The following is a 14,092-nucleotide window of genomic DNA, read 5'->3' as shown; positions in this document are numbered from 1 at the left end:
CCCCGCCCCCTCCCTCCTGTGATGAAAATCCTTTGGCTTGCTTTGGCTATGGTGGGAATGGATATTGCTGGTATTTCGGACTGTGCGGTTCTCCTCCCAGTAACGGGGGAACCGGTGGGGGTAGCGGGGCGCCATCGCTGGGGCTCTGTTGCATTAACTTCACAGGTCGCAGTTCACTCGGTGCGCTGCTCGATCAGGCAGCGACAGCGAAGATGTCGAATAGCTTGTTTACGAATCGGATCTCCTCTTTGACGTGCGGCTTACAGGTGAGGCAATGCCCTCGACGGATCATACGCATCACTTCAAAACCCTTGATCGTAGCAGGCGCGGTCCTCATCGTCTGAAAGCCTCGAGTGGGTCGGATGACGCGCTTGAGGGCGCCATGGTCGGCTTCGATGATGTTGTTCAGGTATTTGCAGGTCCGATGTTTTGTGTCGGCAGACAGCTTGCCCTCGCGCTGTAGTCGGCGGATTGCTTTTGGGTAGGAACCGAGTTGGTCGGTGGTGATCGAGCACGGCGGCCAGTGGTGCATGGTCTTCAACGCTTTTCCCAAGAAACGATGGGCTGCCCGAGTATTGCGGCGATCTGCCAACATGAAATCAACCAAGCGGCCATGCTTGTCGACGGCCCGAAACAGGTACTTCCACCGACCGCCGACCTTCACATACGTCTCGTCTACGCGCCAGGAACTGGTTCGGTAGCCTTGGTACCAGCGCACCCGTTTCTCCAATTCAGGCGCATAACGATGCACCCAGCGCATAATCGTAGACGGGTCTAGTTCCACGCCACGCTCCTGCATCATCTCCACGAGATCCCGATAGCTGATGCCGTACTTGCAATACCAGCGCACACAAAGCAGGATGATCTCAACGGGGAACCGCCGGCGTTTGAACATGACTCATCCTACCGCCTCCGTCCCGACTTGGCCTTCACAGCCATACTTAATGCAACAGAGCCCCCAGCGGTATCTGAACGCGTAGTCGACTGCACGGCAAGTTGGCCCGATCTACAGCGTCCGTGAGAAAGTAGGCGATTTGCCGCCGACCGAGAAGACTAGCCGTGGCGATAAAATCATTGGATGCAAGGACCTCCATCGAGCGGCGGTTTCGGGGCCGAGCCACAGGGACCTGCGCCGGATGAGGCAGCGTCGCTGGAGCTGATCGTCTCGATCGGCAGAGCGTTCAAGTTTGTCGACGATTATGTGCGCCCGCGAATGCAGAAGCATGGCCTGACCATGACTGAATTCTCGGTGTTGATGGTGCTTTGGCAACACGGCCCCACCCCGCTCGGTGAGTTAAGCGAGCGGATTCTGCTCACCGGTGCAAGCACGACCTATACTGTCAAGAAGCTGGAAAAGCGCGGGTTGATTGCCCGCGAGTCGCGAAGCGAGGACAAGCGCGTGGTGACGGGAGTCATCACCGAAAAAGGTCGAACGCTGGCGAGGAAGATTGCCCCATTACATGCGACCGAGCTTGCGGAAGCAATGCATCGCCTTTCCACCGAAGAAAAGAAGACTGCGGCCAAGCTCCTGAGCAAGCTGCGTGGCCTGGGGCCTAATGAGCGCTAAGCATCTGATGCAGGAGAACCGCCGTTGCGGCTAGCCGGACAGAATCCGCGGCTTTTCTGATCCAATCGGAATGGAGTAGCCCCCGCATGAGTTCAGGCGAGTAGCCGCTCCGGTTGAATGCTGCGTGGACCGGAAGCTGAAGCATTACAGTGGAGACCGCCCCAGCTGCGGATGCAACGACCATCGCCCAGACGACCCGTGGGTCGACGCCGGAAGGCACCCTGCAAGCCAACCAGACCTGGAGCACGAACCCAAGGAACATCGGCGCTACTACAAAGGCCTGGATCAGCGGCTGTTGCGCCCTGTGATACGCCTTGAAGGCGTCGGTGGGGATGAGATTCCAGGTCTGATAGTTGACGAAGCGCTCCACGCAATTGGCCCCAGAACAGTATGGGTTGAGCAGAACGATTGCGAGGACGAGTGCTTGCTGAAGAGGTGTTTGCATGGCAGAATTCCGGCGCGGGTTAGAAGTTGTAAGCCAATTGAGGAGAGATGAAGTTGAGGCTGTGGCCAGGGGGGCTTTGCTTGAGGAATTCGCCGGCGAAGAAGTGCTCGTAAGCCAACGAGCCGCTGAGATGCCGGGTGAATGCGTAATCGATCTCCTGCTGGATCTGTGCGCCGATAAACCGGGCGGTTGAGTTGGCTGGAGCATGGGTAAGAATGCCGGCGATGTTGTAGACGCCGTCCTCTGTGGCCTGGCGCCACAAGAGTTCGAAGTTGGTGTTCGTCGTGGCTTTGCGGGTCAGGGCTGTCTTGAAGGTGGGACGCACGATGATGAGGTTGAGGGGGCCGAGCAGAATGCTCTGACTAAGGAAATTGCCGTTTGGAAAGAGTGGATTGAATGTGCCGAGCGTGTTGTCGTGGGCATTGTGATCACCGCTCAGGACGCCTCCGTCCAGTTCCGGGTGTGGGGCGAAGCGGGCGCGATTGAAGGTGTAGCCCAGGTGATACCCCGTGCCCCAGGCTCGGATGTTGCCGGTGTTGAAGCGCCCAAACTGAGCGGTGTATTCGAAGTCGTAGTCCCACGCCGGAGTGTGGGACCAGACGCGGGCGCCGACCGTTTCGCGTTGCTCCGGCCCCGTGCTCTGCGTGTAGCGAACCGACTTGTGGTCATAGCCCAGGTAATAGAGATCGACGTTGGTATGCAATGGCAGAAGAGGCCGGCTCAGGTAGAGCCCCCACAGCTCTTCAGCGGAATTCGGTTCGTTGTCGAATATACCGGTCTTGATCTCCGTTGGGCGGACGGCAAGTCCATCGGCGCTCCATTGCCCGGCGTGGAGCATAAGACGGAAGCCATCGAAGGGCTGTTCGACATTGAGGCCAGCTCCGGTAGCGATGAGGCGTGTCGAACCTAATGAGATAAGCTGGCGGCCGGCCCGAACAGTGAGGGAATGGTCCGACGATTTAGAGAGAGTGAAATCAACAAAGCCCTGATTGAAATCAAGCTTATCCTCGTCGACGCCGGGGCGCGGTCCACCGTCACGAAAGTCGACCAGGCCGCTGTCGAATTGGATGAAGGTGCGAAAATGCGTGTTCAGGTGGAGGTCGGAGCTGATCAGGTAGCGCTGCATGAAGTAGCCGTTATTCGGGGGCTGCGCGCCGACGGCGGGGTAGTCCTGGTACTCGCCACGCTCGCGGATCTGCCCGGTGATCGAGAGGAAGCGGTTGTTGCCCAGAGAGATGTAGTGGAAGCGGTCGGTCCAGTCTGGCTCAGATGCCCCGGCTGCGGCGGGCTGGGCGAGATACGACCAGTCGATATCCCACACCGGTGGTGTGTACGGCGGCGGGTTCACAGTCTGCGCGGTGAGCCGGAGGCCTGCGCCAAGTGCCGCCAGAGCAAATATCGTCGCGATGTAAAGAGAGGCTCGAGCGCTTAACACTGGACCTTTCTGAAAGGCCTCGCCCAGAGCGTTCACTTCGGGCGAGGCAATGATGGAAACACTAATTCAGCTTGGAGATGACTTCGTCGGAGAGGATTTGCTGGGCTTTGAGGCCATCAGTACTGCCGAAGTCGTTTTCGAGCTCGGTGACGATCTGGTTGACGACACTGACCGTGACGCCGAGGCCACGAAGCCGATCAAAAGTCGTGTCGTCGCCGATTGTGGACATGGTGCCACAGGCATCGGCGATGACATTGACGTTGTAGCCGAGGCGAACGGCGTCCCGGGCCGCCCAGAACAGACAGATGTCGGTGGTAAGGCCCGCCAGAATCAGGTTGGTGCGGCCTGTGGCTTTGAGTGCGGCGACGAGTTCAGGCTGGTCGAAGCAGCTTAGGATGCCGCCGCGCTTGAAGCGCGCGGCAAAGGCGCCGGACGCGACCTCCTGGATCTCGGGCAGCGTCGGCCCGACATACTCCTCCATTGTGGTCGTAAGGAAGAGCGGCATGGAGAAGGTGACGCCCATACGGGCGAGTACGCGGCAGCTGGCTATGACGGTGGTCTTCGGCAGGCTCTTAACCCAATCGATGGTCATGGTCTGGTGGTCGACAAGCAGGATGATGCTGTCGGAGGGTGAGAAACGAGGTGCGACGTGCGCCATGGAGGTCTCCTCAGTGAGTTGGTTGCAACTGCTTAGAATGCTAAATGAATTCTAAGCAGTTGTCTCAAGAGCAGATGAAGAGATGAAGGCTTTCTTCACGACCAGCCAGTCCTATCAACCGCGAAATGGCGTGGCAGAGTTGTCTGGTGCAGAAGTGCGAATGCCATCGGAGAGCTTCGAACAGGGGTAGGATAAAACCCGAGAGTTGTCTGGACGATAAATGGCCAATGCGCTCATCGAGCCAGTCGGTTCAGTCGTACTCGGCAAGTGGCCGATAAACGTCAGTACTCTATCGGAGCTGCTCCGCGGGCGCGAGTTTGTAGTGCAGCAGCGGTCTAAGGGCGGAGCGGGTCGGATAGAGCGGTTTGAAGGAAGGCGCTGGTGCGGTCGGGAGAGGATGTTGGCTATGGGTTTTTAATGCCTATGGGCTGGGTCGACGCGATGGATGAGGTCCGGCAAGTGGAGCGAAGCCTTCTCAGTAGCCACCCGCATTTGGATACGGGGAGGATGCAGCGGGGGTCGTAGAGCGAATAAGAGGCGCTGTTTTGGGCCGTGAGACACACCTCCAGTAAGCATGCTGCGAAGCACACGATGATCGCCGCTTTGACCTGGCGGCTAGGAAGAGTCAAGCTGATATGCCTCCTTTGCTTCCGCGAAGAATATCTGTGCGGCCGAGAGCCGTGCGACAAGGTGCATGCGTCCATGACAGTGCGGACACTCCCATTGTGTGGGCCTTGCGATAACAGGCGTTTCAGTTGGAGGAGGCTGGCTGAGCAGAGCGCGGCAGAGTGGCAGTATGCGGGCTCGTCTTCGGTTGGCGAGGAAGCCGAAGTAGCGGATGCGGGGAAGGCCTCTGGGCAGGACATGCTGTACGAAGCGGCGCAGAAACTCTGCGGAAGCCAGGTATCGCTGATAACGCCGCAGGTGCTCAGCGCCCAGTTGCTCCGGCGAGCAATGGAAATGTTCGGCAAACTGTCGCACCGCACCGAGGTAGCCGCGGATCGTAGAAGGTGAATAGTTGCGCCGCTCAAGCTCGTGCAGCATGCGCTCGCGAAGTTGGGTCATAAAAAATCTCCTTCCTATGACCCCTCACCCTAACCCTGCAGGACTCCCTTCGCTACACCACGACTCTCAGTCCGCCGCGCCAGAGGCTTCGTTCAAACCGGCTAATCGGACAAAAGCTGTTCTGCTCATTTGGTGCACAATCGCCGAGTCACTCAGTGAGACCCTCTCAGAGTGCGTTGCACAAACGAACGTTTATGCAAGCCGATGCCTGGTGGTTTGAATCACAGCATTCCGTGATGCAAAAAGCTATTGCGCATGCTTTTCGGATGGCGATAGGTTTGCGTTCGAGGACTTAGCCGTACGATTACGCGTGGCAGACGAATCCCTTCCAAACGTTAATTCAGGTAGGCGGGCCAGCGCGGCGAGCCGTATTACGAAAACGTCGCGCATCTGAGTAGCCTACTCAGACATCGTCAAGCGTCACTCGCCTACCTACCAGGCCTAGGCTAGCACTGCATCGAGAGAATAGCGATCTACAACTGTTCGATCCCGCTAGTTACAACAAGAGAGACATCACCGAGGTAACTGCCCCAGACCTAACCGTTCTAGGGATGAGCGGCCAAATCATCCCGATCTGACTCTCACCCCAACACTGGTTGGAGTACATCAGGCAAGAGCCCGTTCACCAGACGGCTATTTATTGCCAAGCAAAACGGGCAAGTTCTCGATGATCCGTGAGGGATTTCACAACTCAGTTGAAAGGGGCGCAACACGGAGATAGCTGCCCTGGACAAGATCGAACACGTCGCCCCAATCAATGGCTGAGCGGTCCAAACGAAGACCGAGCCAGCCGTTCAACGCTCCGCTGGTTGGATTGAACCATGGCGACATGGCGCTCAGCACGGGTTTGGGTGTCTTTCCAGAGCGGAGTCTGCAGCACACTCCAGTAATCCCATTCCCCCGGTAGTCGGAAAGATAGTAGGCAAAGGTCCGTCCGTCGACCAGAAAGGTTGCGCTATTTCCGATATTCTCAGTTCGAACTCCCGGAAGTGCAAGGCAGATCTTCGTTAGTCTTTCGAAGCGGGCCGTTCGCAGGTAGGTCTGCGCCGAACCGATGCTGATGACCACTGAAGAGCGCTTCGTCTTGGGCGCATGCTGGACCAACGTGCCCAGCGTGGCTCTTACGGATTTATCCGCCTCCTCGATCAGTGGCGACAGTTGACGAGGATCGGCAATCGGCTGAAGCATCCGATCCTGTATGTTGATCACCTCACTCAATTGAGGTGTCACTTTATTCCTGAGCTCTGAACCCGACATCTTTGTAGCTCCCATAGGCACCTCCGCCGTTAAGTCGATGGCCTTGGAGCAATTGCTGTTGTTTGCTACACCCCGCCGCTATAGTACGCAAGTAACCTACCTTTCTCCTCCTTCGCCGGCAGTTCCTCGACAAGACCCAAATTCCTGGAAGACCCGTCGGCGGTTCTCAGTACCCCGCGCCCGGTTACCATCACAGACAAGTATCCAGCCATGATCAGAAGCATGCGGGAGTATGCCGGGCGACGCGGGCGGCAGATCGTCGCCGAGATCAAGGAAGTAGGTTCCGATGCCCTGCAGCTCTGCAGCGGCCTAAGCGCGAGAGTCGCCAACATGCAACGTGGACGCGATTGTCGTCTGGCGGCTCGACTGCTGGGGAGGTTCGCTTTCCGATCTCATCCTGACACTGATGAGTTGGCGGAGCTGAGCATCGGCTTCGTCTCGCTCCTCGAAGCGTTCGACAATGACCACACTCGATGCGGCGCTCCATCAGATTGCGACAGCCAAATGTCGAACGGTTTAAGAGCGCCATGCCGAAACATCAAAAGCAAAAGGGATCGATCTCGGATCTATTTGCGGCTTCCCTTAGTGCCTTCGATCAGCCGTCCAACCTCGCGCCCGGTGAGGTGCTTGCAGCCGCTGTCATCCCGCTAGTGATTTAGGTTTTCATCGCTTGTCGAGAGTTTTCATGGCGAGCGTAAGTAGAACGCCATAGACTTCTCTACGGCAACAGGTGGGACTTAACTGAGACGTTAGAAGACGTGGATCCAGATAGCTGGGGCGGCATCTCGGTGAACTTCTGACCATCATCCTTTTATACCCAAATGACTTTGTTTAGCTCGTAAGATCTCTTACCTGGTCCTACCTCTGCTAGTGCCTAGGCACATCGGCTGGTAAAGAACTATGCCGATTCTTCAGCCAATCTAAAGTTACGGCTTCTTGCACTTTTTTTGGCGAAACCACGTTCGCATCCGGCATAAATATCTCTAGACCGGCTCCAGTAGTGATGCGACTATAACCTTGCACGAGCTGGGCCTGATAGTTCACCAGATCAAGATCAAACCAAGGATCTTGAGAAGCATCAATCATTGTAAGGTCGACATCGTTCATTGTAATTTTTCCAAAATTTAGCGAGCCCCCACTAAATTTGAGAAAGTTGTGCCATTCGGAAAGCTGTGCATCGCTTTCAGGAGCGTTGCCATAGAAAACACGTATTTGGTCCGAGGAGAGGACGACTTTGGTCATCTGCCCATGAATGTGGGGAGGAGGAAGCAAGCGCTGCGTGTCAAAGTCGAAATCGTTACCAGCGATCATGATTCCAGGGGTCTGACTCTTAGGCGTCAGATCGGCCAAGCTGAGATGAAATCCCCCAAGCAGCCCCTTCAACGGAAGTCTTAGCACACTGAAACTCAGAATGTGGAACTGTATTCTGCCGTCTGGTAGTGGGGCGAGCGTTCCGACAATTGTCACCGGCAAAGGGATGATCTTATGGGCGGTGCCATGTATTTTGATTTGATCGCCTTTGGTCTCGATAGAAACATTCGTCAGAGCTCCCACTCCACCCGTTGCTCCTGCGTTGAGAAAGCCGGCGAGATCTGAAAGCCGGACACTTATGAGCCCCTTTTGGATCATCAAAACGAAGGATTCTGGATCGTCAAAGGAGGGATTTTTGTCCTGCCGTGTCCGTACCATCTGACCTTGAATCCAGCGAATGTAGATGCTAAAGTGAGGACCCTTCCGCAAAAGAAGATTGTGCGCATAAATATTAGTAGGTGCGGCTTCACCTACCCTAACGAATGGCGGGGGAGTGTCGTCCCGTTGCGGCGAAACTTTTGGAGAGCGAATGGCCACATGGCGGCCCCAAAAGAAAGAAGCGCTGCTCGTAAGTATCAGCATGAGGGCTGCTACCAGTGGGATTAGGCGCTTCGTCATTGCAAAAACCCCGTCTCTACTAAAAGGTGACTGTTAGCGCACACTCTCGCCCCTACAAATTTGTTTTGAGCGCGAGGTCGTTTTCGCTTTAAAATCCGCCCCCGTTTGTCATTTGGATGCCACTTTAGGCACGTGCGCTAATGTTCCAATTCAGCGGTCGCGCCTGTCGGGCACTTGCCCACCAGATTAACTGCCTTCTCCTTAACCTAGGCCGCCGCTCCTGCGCCTTGTTGAGCGTCACGGGAACATCAGTACTAGGCTCCCACTTATGACCCGCGCAAGCCTCTGAAAACGGGGGGGCAGAGAAGTCGTGGGTCAATACTTAACCTTATGTCACCCGAGTAATGCCAAAAAGCAGTCGGTATTGTCGTCTGACTCCCAGCTTGTCAGGCTGGCAAAGGAGAGCAGAACAATTAGTTGTCTCTACCGAGTAGAAGGAGGTTCAGTGTTCGAAAACTACACGGAAAAGGCACGTAGGACGATCTTCCACGCCGACACAAACGTTAAACTCGTACGCTTGGCAAAAGCTTAGCTGATCGTTCTTGAGTTTGGGAGGCTCTTACTACCCTAAGGTTTGCAAAGCTTTCTCGGTCGCATCAGACCATTGAATCAGCGCTTGGCTGACTGCCTGCCCGTAGGAGAGCGTCGCCCACAGGTACACTCTCCGCTTGTCGGTGCTTGGACCTGTCATGATGCGTCTCTCAATCGCTTTAAGCCTTTCGAGTAAAGCAACGTGATGATCTCGATGAGCCCTGACTAAGGCAAGCGATTCTCCTGGAGACATCATCGCGCCGAAAAACAGCTTCAGCAGCAGTTCGTTGTCTTCGGATCGCTCCGCCACCGGCCGTCGGAACCATTGCTTTAGTGACTCCCTCCCTTTCTCGGTGATGCTGTAAAGCTGCTTCGGTCTCTTGGTGGCTGCGGCCTTGTCGTTCTCTTCTTGGATCGAACCCTCCTCAAGCAGCTTTTTCAAGGTTGGATAGATGTTGCCATAGCTTTCGCTCCAGAAGTTGGCTGTGCTCGCAGCAATCGCTTTCTTGAGGTCGTAGCCCGACTTCTTCTTGCCAAAAGTGAGCATTCCCAGGATCGCAAATCGGCTCGCTTTTTCGCGCGTCTGCCGGATATCTGCAGGGGCTGAAGGTGAAGGCTCCCTTGCATTCTTGTTAACTGCGGTAGCCGTTTGATTTGAGCTCATGTACGGAGTATATATCGAAATGATATATTGAGTCGGTGGATGGAGGCGTTATATCGGTTCTCTTTATGTGCCTTATCGTACTGCAGTTCCTAATCATCGTCGGCCATCATCTGATCGATCTTCCGGGTTGGATTCACGGCTCTCAAGTACAGGCACAGATTGGAAAACGGAAGGTCTGGCTTGCCACCCTCGCCAACACTGTCATGGTGGAAGGATAATGGCGCGCAGCCGAGTAACTCCGGGAAAGAGTGGAACCGTCTTCAGAATCTCGCTTCCGGCGTAACAACCCTGCTACCAAGTTGTCGCTGGCAGATTGCTTGCAACCGCGTTATCGACAAAAGCAGGCTACTCGCGGTGGCTGGGATCGTCGTCTGCACTTGTCATTTCCCTTCACGTCTCTTTCTCGGCGCCGATAAACGTTAGGACCCTATCATGGCTGTCTGACTTCGTGCTCCTTTGCTCCCACAATCAGCAGCCAGAGCATCGCGACGATCTCGGCAAAGAATATCGGTTGCAGGTAGTGGAACATTGCGTTAGCCCAATCAGGAGAAAAGAACCATGTCACCCCGACGACAGCCCACGCGACACCGTCAAGTAGAAGCCAGTATCCAAGCCAGCGTGGTAAGAAGCGCGACCTAACGACCAGCCATCCGAAAGGCAGCAGCCATAGTCCCCAAAATATCTGGTTGATGCCATTCGCCTGGCCATGCATTCGGATGAGAATCATGGCGATTGCTTCGCGTGTGTGTACGTCAAGGCTATTGAAACCGTCGCCTCCGCGAAAGACGAGGAGTGCTGCCGCGTTAAAAGCAAGAGCGACTAAACTTAATGCGGCCGAAACCAGCACGAGAGCCACCATTTGTCGCGCCCGGTGGCGGTCTACGCTCTCAAGAAGTCTATAGAGCGCAAGACTCAGGCCGATGAAGATCACGACACCGAGTGATTCGGCAAGCATGCTCCAGCGGAAGAGCGTTTCATGCGCGAGTATCCGGGCCGCAGTTGCTGCGGCATCGTTCAGCACGACTGTCTTTGAGGGAACATACAACAGGTAGAACGGTCCAAAGGTGAAGCCGAGGTACCAAACGCCGGCGATGCGGGCCGTTCTCTTCAGAGACGTCACAAGAACCTCCGTTTTCAGAGGCTACGTGATGGAGTGCCTGATTGTTCCAGGATCAGTAACGATACGTCTGCTTGGGCATGGAGACGAACTGTGGGGGCGATTTTGGAGGGACGCCGGCCTTCTTCGGCTCGGGCGATCCCAATCTGCATGTGCCGTTGGAGCGCTCCAACAGTCCGCGATTTCGAACAAGAAAGACTGCAGCACTTGTGATAGGAGGATCGACAGTGGAACGCGGATGAAGACACCACCGCCCATCAATCTGAAACGTCTTCGAACCCCGAAGGTAGACGGTGCTGGAAGCGGCCCCAACGCTTGGAGTCAGCGTGAGGATGTCGGTATGGGAGCCAGGTCCGGCCGGGTTAAATTGCACCTGCAAAGTGCAGGTGCCGGCAGTCGTCACTCCCGCAGAACACGTGCTGCCGACAAGGTCGAAGCTTGGGCCGTTAATGCGGGAGCTTACCGTGACCTTACCCGGCACGCCAAAGTTGTAAATTGTGATTGGCATAACTGTATAGGGATCACCCTGTCCTTGCTCGTAGGTGGGAAATTGGATTATCTTCTCAGACTCAAGCGCACCGACTCCGGTAGCGAGCCCCTGAGAGCAACGGTGACACTTGTTGGCCCATTGTTGAGGGAACCATTGGTCGCCAGGGTCAGGATGTCATTGTGGTTCCCGACCGAACCCGGAGCATAGTCCAACTGCAGTGTGCAGCTTTTGCCCGCAGGCACTCCTGTCGAGCGCGATAGTATAGCTTGGTCCGTTGATTGAGGGCGCAAGCGTCAGCGTGCCACCGCCGACGTTGGTGATGGTCAAAGGAAGCGTCTTGCTGCTGGCGTATGCGACGTCCCCATACTGCAATGTCGTCGCCGATAGCTTGGCCAGCGGCGCGGCGCCAACGGTTCCCGACAACTCAATGACCTGGATCGCGCCACTCTTGTTCAGCGCGTTGTCCGTGAGCGTAACCGAGCCGGTCATCACGGCTTCCGATTCCGGCTTGAAGGTGATGCGGAGGTCGCATCGCGACCAGGCGGGAGAGAAGAACCGTTTGTGCAATCCGAGGAAGTGCTCCACATCGTAGCAAACGGTCCGCTCGTAGTGATGCTACTGAGCGAGAGTGATGCATTACCGGTGTTCTGAATACTTATTGAGAGCGGGATGGTGGTTCCTACCGCGGTTTCCGGAAAACTGAGTTGCGGTGGTTGCGACCGATGAAGTTTGACGAGGTCGCCGCTAGGCAAGACGGAAAAAACATCGCCGGCAGGATTGACAGCGACGTTCGGAGCGTACGAGTGTTTAGGCGTTGGAAAAGCGCTGATCGTAACAGCCGAGCTGGCGCCGGCCGGAATTTCCTCTATCTGAGGAGCGTTGCCAACAAATAAATCGTCGGCAGCGTCTGCTGCCATGTATCCTCCGTCGGAGCTAAAGGTCGGTGGGAGCACCACTTGACCGCCGCCACGGGCCGGCACTTCGTATACCTGCCAGGTGAAGTCAGGGGGAGAAATAAATAGCACGAAAACATTGCCCAGATTATCCAACGTGAGTGACTTTGCGGAGGCCCGCTCGTCGACCGGGAAGGCGAACGCAAGGGTAATCTCAGGGCCGCCCCCCGCCGGAAGTTCCGCGACCGCGAACATTTGATTTCCCGAAACATAATGCTGGTACAAAACGAAGAGATTCCCAGACCCGTCGACGGCGATGTCCAATGGCTCATCGAGGCCATTACCGAGGGGGAGGGTGATAGGGTCACCGCCGCTGGCTGGCAACTCGACGAAGTCTAGATTGCCTCCCTTTACAAAAAGATTGCCCGCGCCATCCAACGCCGACGGAGCGCCCACGTCCAATCCTGCGGTGTTCAAAATGGTCGGAGTTCCACCGTCAGGAGGAATTTTGGCTATACCGTCGATCAAGTCAATAGCGTAGTCAGTGTACGGGACGTAGAAATATCCCGATTCATCGATCACAAAAGAGGGCAGCCGCGGTAACGGTCGTCTGTGCGGCGGGATCGAATGCAATTTGCGGGGCTACACCTATCCCATAGATCAATGTCGTTGCTAGTAATTTACCGCTTGCGTCCACGATCTCGACCGCGCCCTTGCGCAATCCCGAGAAGCGGGGCGCGAGCTTGACTTTCACCTTGCACGACGTGCCCTGTGTCACCAAGCCGGTACACGTGCTGCCGCTGGCCAGCGTGTAGTCGAGGTCCGGCGTGCCTTTGGTGACGGCTCTTGGCGTGTCCAGGGTCCCCGTCGCCGTGACCTTGTATGTCAAAGTCAGCGTCTTGCTGCACGTCGCAGGCGTCACCCCTCCCGAAGAGCAGACGTTGATATTGCCAAAGTTAAGCGCCGGCGAAGTTCCTGTGGATACCACAGATTGACCGAGCAGGACACTTGAGGCCCGAAAACACCGGTCCGGCAAAGCAGAGCAAAGCAAATGGACGCAGAACAAAGCGTAGGCAGAGAACCCATTTCAGGAGTTATTCCTCGATGCCAATAGGACACATTTGGTGTCTTACTCGAGCCACCCGATGATACCCCCAAATCTCGGCATTAACCAGTTATTAAGACGAATGATTAGCGCAGCAAAAGGGATTACATCCAGCGAAGATTGGCCATTCAAAGCGATAAGCTTCTTCAGTCGGTCCCCCAAAGACTGATTTGAGGAAAACAAATGGTCAAATTTGACCAACATCTACTCGAATCGTGGGTTATCCTCAGTCACGCTGAAATCCAACTTGTTCGCTTGGTGAAATGTAGGATCGCCCATTGCAAAGTCATCCAAGTGTCGCCGATATCCTCGAGAGGGAAACCGATAGTACGATTCCCTTGTGGCTCGAACGGGTGAACGCGGAGCCGGACATAATCACGATTTCGCTGTCCGAGGAAGACCGGGGAGCTCACCTCCCGGCGATGTTCCGCGACGTAATTACCCGCCTTCGTGCCTCACTTACGCTAGGCACACGCTCTTTGACTTCCGACTCCGCGTATGAACACGGGATCCTACGACATGCGCAAGGCTATACCGGTGCCATGATGATAGAGGAATCTCGGATACTACAGGTCTCGATCTTTGAAACGCTGCAGATGAACGTGTCAGGAATAGACTCCGACGTGTTGATGTTGGATGTGATGGCGATAACTGATGAGGTCGACTCACAGTTAGCTCAGGCCATGTCGAGTTTCACTATCTCGGCGGAGACCATGGCAACCGGACAGTCAGTTTCTTACCTCGATCCCGATGCCTTGCCGAATGCTTGAACATAGCTCGAGCCTAAGTCTTCATTACGCAATTGTAGCCACAGTGAGACACGACAAACATCGAAGACATTCTCGACGCAATCTACGCCATCGGGCATCCCCAAGCTTCAACAGCAGTCATCTAGTAGCAATTCGACGTTTGGTGAATCGGGACGGCGTCCTGCCA

General features: G+C 55.7%; 17 protein-coding genes. 4 read left to right on the top strand and 13 right to left on the bottom strand.

Annotated elements, in window-relative coordinates; translation table 11 throughout:
• Positions 1 to 193: 193 nt before the first annotated feature.
• Positions 194 to 895 carry an IS6 family transposase gene (locus tag ACPOL_RS21710; RefSeq protein WP_236656939.1) on the bottom strand — a complete coding sequence of 234 codons (702 nt, stop codon included), beginning with the start codon at positions 893 to 895 and terminating at the stop codon, positions 194 to 196.
• Between the two features lie 183 nt (positions 896 to 1,078).
• Between ACPOL_RS21710 and ACPOL_RS21705 the strand changes: the two genes are divergently transcribed.
• The gene (locus tag ACPOL_RS21705) at positions 1,079 to 1,567 is read left to right on the top strand and encodes a MarR family winged helix-turn-helix transcriptional regulator (RefSeq protein ID WP_114208910.1); all 489 of its coding nucleotides are present in this window, start codon (positions 1,079 to 1,081) and stop codon (positions 1,565 to 1,567) included.
• Here ACPOL_RS21705 and ACPOL_RS21700 read toward each other — a convergent pair.
• The 5 genes from ACPOL_RS21700 to ACPOL_RS21670 form a co-directional block, all read right to left on the bottom strand.
• Positions 1,554 to 2,012 (bottom strand): hypothetical protein, encoded by a 459-nt coding sequence (locus ACPOL_RS21700; RefSeq protein WP_114208909.1) that lies wholly within the window; start codon positions 2,010 to 2,012, stop codon positions 1,554 to 1,556. The genes ACPOL_RS21705 and ACPOL_RS21700 overlap by 14 nt on opposite strands.
• A 19-nt stretch (positions 2,013 to 2,031) precedes the next feature.
• A complete protein-coding gene (locus ACPOL_RS21695) occupies positions 2,032 to 3,447 on the bottom strand; it encodes an alginate export family protein (protein ID WP_161557505.1) in 1,416 nt (471 codons plus the stop codon).
• Positions 3,448 to 3,508: 61 nt separating this feature from the next.
• Positions 3,509 to 4,105, bottom strand: coding sequence for an isochorismatase family protein (locus ACPOL_RS21690; RefSeq protein ID WP_114208907.1), 597 nt, complete (start codon positions 4,103 to 4,105; stop codon positions 3,509 to 3,511).
• Between the two features lie 615 nt (positions 4,106 to 4,720).
• A complete protein-coding gene (locus ACPOL_RS36470; RefSeq protein ID WP_201758927.1) occupies positions 4,721 to 5,170 on the bottom strand; it encodes a phage integrase N-terminal SAM-like domain-containing protein in 450 nt (149 codons plus the stop codon).
• A gap of 684 nt (positions 5,171 to 5,854) precedes the next feature.
• Positions 5,855 to 6,442: a hypothetical protein gene (locus ACPOL_RS21670; RefSeq protein ID WP_114208905.1), complete on the bottom strand. Its 588-nt coding sequence runs from the start codon at positions 6,440 to 6,442 to the stop codon at positions 5,855 to 5,857.
• 512 nt (positions 6,443 to 6,954) lie between these two features.
• On the opposite strand from ACPOL_RS21670, the gene ACPOL_RS35555 reads away from it, so the two are divergent.
• Positions 6,955 to 7,086, top strand: a complete 132-nt coding sequence (locus ACPOL_RS35555) for a hypothetical protein (RefSeq protein ID WP_275066492.1) — start codon at positions 6,955 to 6,957, stop codon at positions 7,084 to 7,086.
• A 208-nt stretch (positions 7,087 to 7,294) separates the two neighbouring features.
• Here the strand turns inward: ACPOL_RS35555 and ACPOL_RS21660 are convergent, their stop codons facing one another.
• Together ACPOL_RS21660 and ACPOL_RS21655 are read right to left on the bottom strand one after the other, a co-directional pair.
• On the bottom strand, positions 7,295 to 8,356 hold the full coding sequence (locus ACPOL_RS21660; protein WP_114208903.1) for a hypothetical protein: 1,062 nt from the start codon (positions 8,354 to 8,356) through the stop codon (positions 7,295 to 7,297).
• A gap of 562 nt (positions 8,357 to 8,918) precedes the next feature.
• On the bottom strand, positions 8,919 to 9,434 hold the full coding sequence (locus tag ACPOL_RS21655; protein ID WP_161557504.1) for a PadR family transcriptional regulator: 516 nt from the start codon (positions 9,432 to 9,434) through the stop codon (positions 8,919 to 8,921).
• 182 nt (positions 9,435 to 9,616) lie between these two features.
• On the opposite strand from ACPOL_RS21655, the gene ACPOL_RS33700 reads away from it, so the two are divergent.
• Positions 9,617 to 9,769 carry a hypothetical protein gene (locus ACPOL_RS33700; protein WP_161557503.1) on the top strand — a complete coding sequence of 51 codons (153 nt, stop codon included), beginning with the start codon at positions 9,617 to 9,619 and terminating at the stop codon, positions 9,767 to 9,769.
• Positions 9,770 to 9,981: 212 nt separating this feature from the next.
• On the opposite strand, the gene ACPOL_RS21650 is transcribed toward ACPOL_RS33700, so the two are convergent.
• From ACPOL_RS21650 to ACPOL_RS21630, 5 genes are all read right to left on the bottom strand, one after another.
• Positions 9,982 to 10,671, bottom strand: coding sequence for a DUF4386 domain-containing protein (locus ACPOL_RS21650; RefSeq protein ID WP_161557502.1), 690 nt, complete (start codon positions 10,669 to 10,671; stop codon positions 9,982 to 9,984).
• Between the two features lie 52 nt (positions 10,672 to 10,723).
• Positions 10,724 to 11,176, bottom strand: coding sequence for a hypothetical protein (locus ACPOL_RS21645; RefSeq protein WP_114208900.1), 453 nt, complete (start codon positions 11,174 to 11,176; stop codon positions 10,724 to 10,726).
• Positions 11,177 to 11,332: 156 nt separating this feature from the next.
• Positions 11,333 to 11,647 carry a hypothetical protein gene (locus tag ACPOL_RS21640; RefSeq protein ID WP_114208899.1) on the bottom strand — a complete coding sequence of 105 codons (315 nt, stop codon included), beginning with the start codon at positions 11,645 to 11,647 and terminating at the stop codon, positions 11,333 to 11,335.
• Positions 11,647 to 12,633, bottom strand: coding sequence for an NHL repeat-containing protein (locus ACPOL_RS21635; RefSeq protein ID WP_114208898.1), 987 nt, complete (start codon positions 12,631 to 12,633; stop codon positions 11,647 to 11,649). Before ACPOL_RS21635 ends, ACPOL_RS21640 begins: the two co-directional genes overlap by 1 nt.
• Positions 12,623 to 12,973: a hypothetical protein gene (locus ACPOL_RS21630; protein ID WP_236656938.1), complete on the bottom strand. Its 351-nt coding sequence runs from the start codon at positions 12,971 to 12,973 to the stop codon at positions 12,623 to 12,625. Before ACPOL_RS21630 ends, ACPOL_RS21635 begins: the two co-directional genes overlap by 11 nt.
• A gap of 461 nt (positions 12,974 to 13,434) precedes the next feature.
• Between ACPOL_RS21630 and ACPOL_RS21620 the strand changes: the two genes are divergently transcribed.
• Positions 13,435 to 13,926, top strand: coding sequence for a hypothetical protein (locus ACPOL_RS21620; RefSeq protein ID WP_114208895.1), 492 nt, complete (start codon positions 13,435 to 13,437; stop codon positions 13,924 to 13,926).
• Positions 13,927 to 14,092: the final 166 nt, after the last annotated feature.

The organism is Acidisarcina polymorpha, from assembly GCF_003330725.1.
GTDB classification, from domain to species: Bacteria; Acidobacteriota; Terriglobia; order Terriglobales; family Acidobacteriaceae; genus Acidisarcina; species Acidisarcina polymorpha.
Note: the sequence above shows the minus strand (reverse complement) of the source record. Positions and strands in the feature narration are given on the sequence as shown.

Coding starts and splice junctions, on each gene's coding strand:
- ACPOL_RS21710 (WP_236656939.1), bottom strand. CDS start 895: ATGTTCAAACGCCGGCGGTTCCCCGTTGAGATCATCCTGCTTTGTGTG.
- ACPOL_RS21705 (WP_114208910.1), top strand. CDS start 1,079: ATGCAAGGACCTCCATCGAGCGGCGGTTTCGGGGCCGAGCCACAGGGA.
- ACPOL_RS21700 (WP_114208909.1), bottom strand. CDS start 2,012: ATGCAAACACCTCTTCAGCAAGCACTCGTCCTCGCAATCGTTCTGCTC.
- ACPOL_RS21690 (WP_114208907.1), bottom strand. CDS start 4,105: ATGGCGCACGTCGCACCTCGTTTCTCACCCTCCGACAGCATCATCCTG.
- ACPOL_RS36470 (WP_201758927.1), bottom strand. CDS start 5,170: ATGACCCAACTTCGCGAGCGCATGCTGCACGAGCTTGAGCGGCGCAAC.
- ACPOL_RS21670 (WP_114208905.1), bottom strand. CDS start 6,442: ATGGGAGCTACAAAGATGTCGGGTTCAGAGCTCAGGAATAAAGTGACA.
- ACPOL_RS35555 (WP_275066492.1), top strand. CDS start 6,955: ATGCCGAAACATCAAAAGCAAAAGGGATCGATCTCGGATCTATTTGCG.
- ACPOL_RS21660 (WP_114208903.1), bottom strand. CDS start 8,356: ATGACGAAGCGCCTAATCCCACTGGTAGCAGCCCTCATGCTGATACTT.
- ACPOL_RS21655 (WP_161557504.1), bottom strand. CDS start 9,434: ATGCTCACTTTTGGCAAGAAGAAGTCGGGCTACGACCTCAAGAAAGCG.
- ACPOL_RS33700 (WP_161557503.1), top strand. CDS start 9,617: ATGTGCCTTATCGTACTGCAGTTCCTAATCATCGTCGGCCATCATCTG.
- ACPOL_RS21645 (WP_114208900.1), bottom strand. CDS start 11,176: ATGCCAATCACAATTTACAACTTTGGCGTGCCGGGTAAGGTCACGGTA.
- ACPOL_RS21640 (WP_114208899.1), bottom strand. CDS start 11,647: ATGACCGGCTCGGTTACGCTCACGGACAACGCGCTGAACAAGAGTGGC.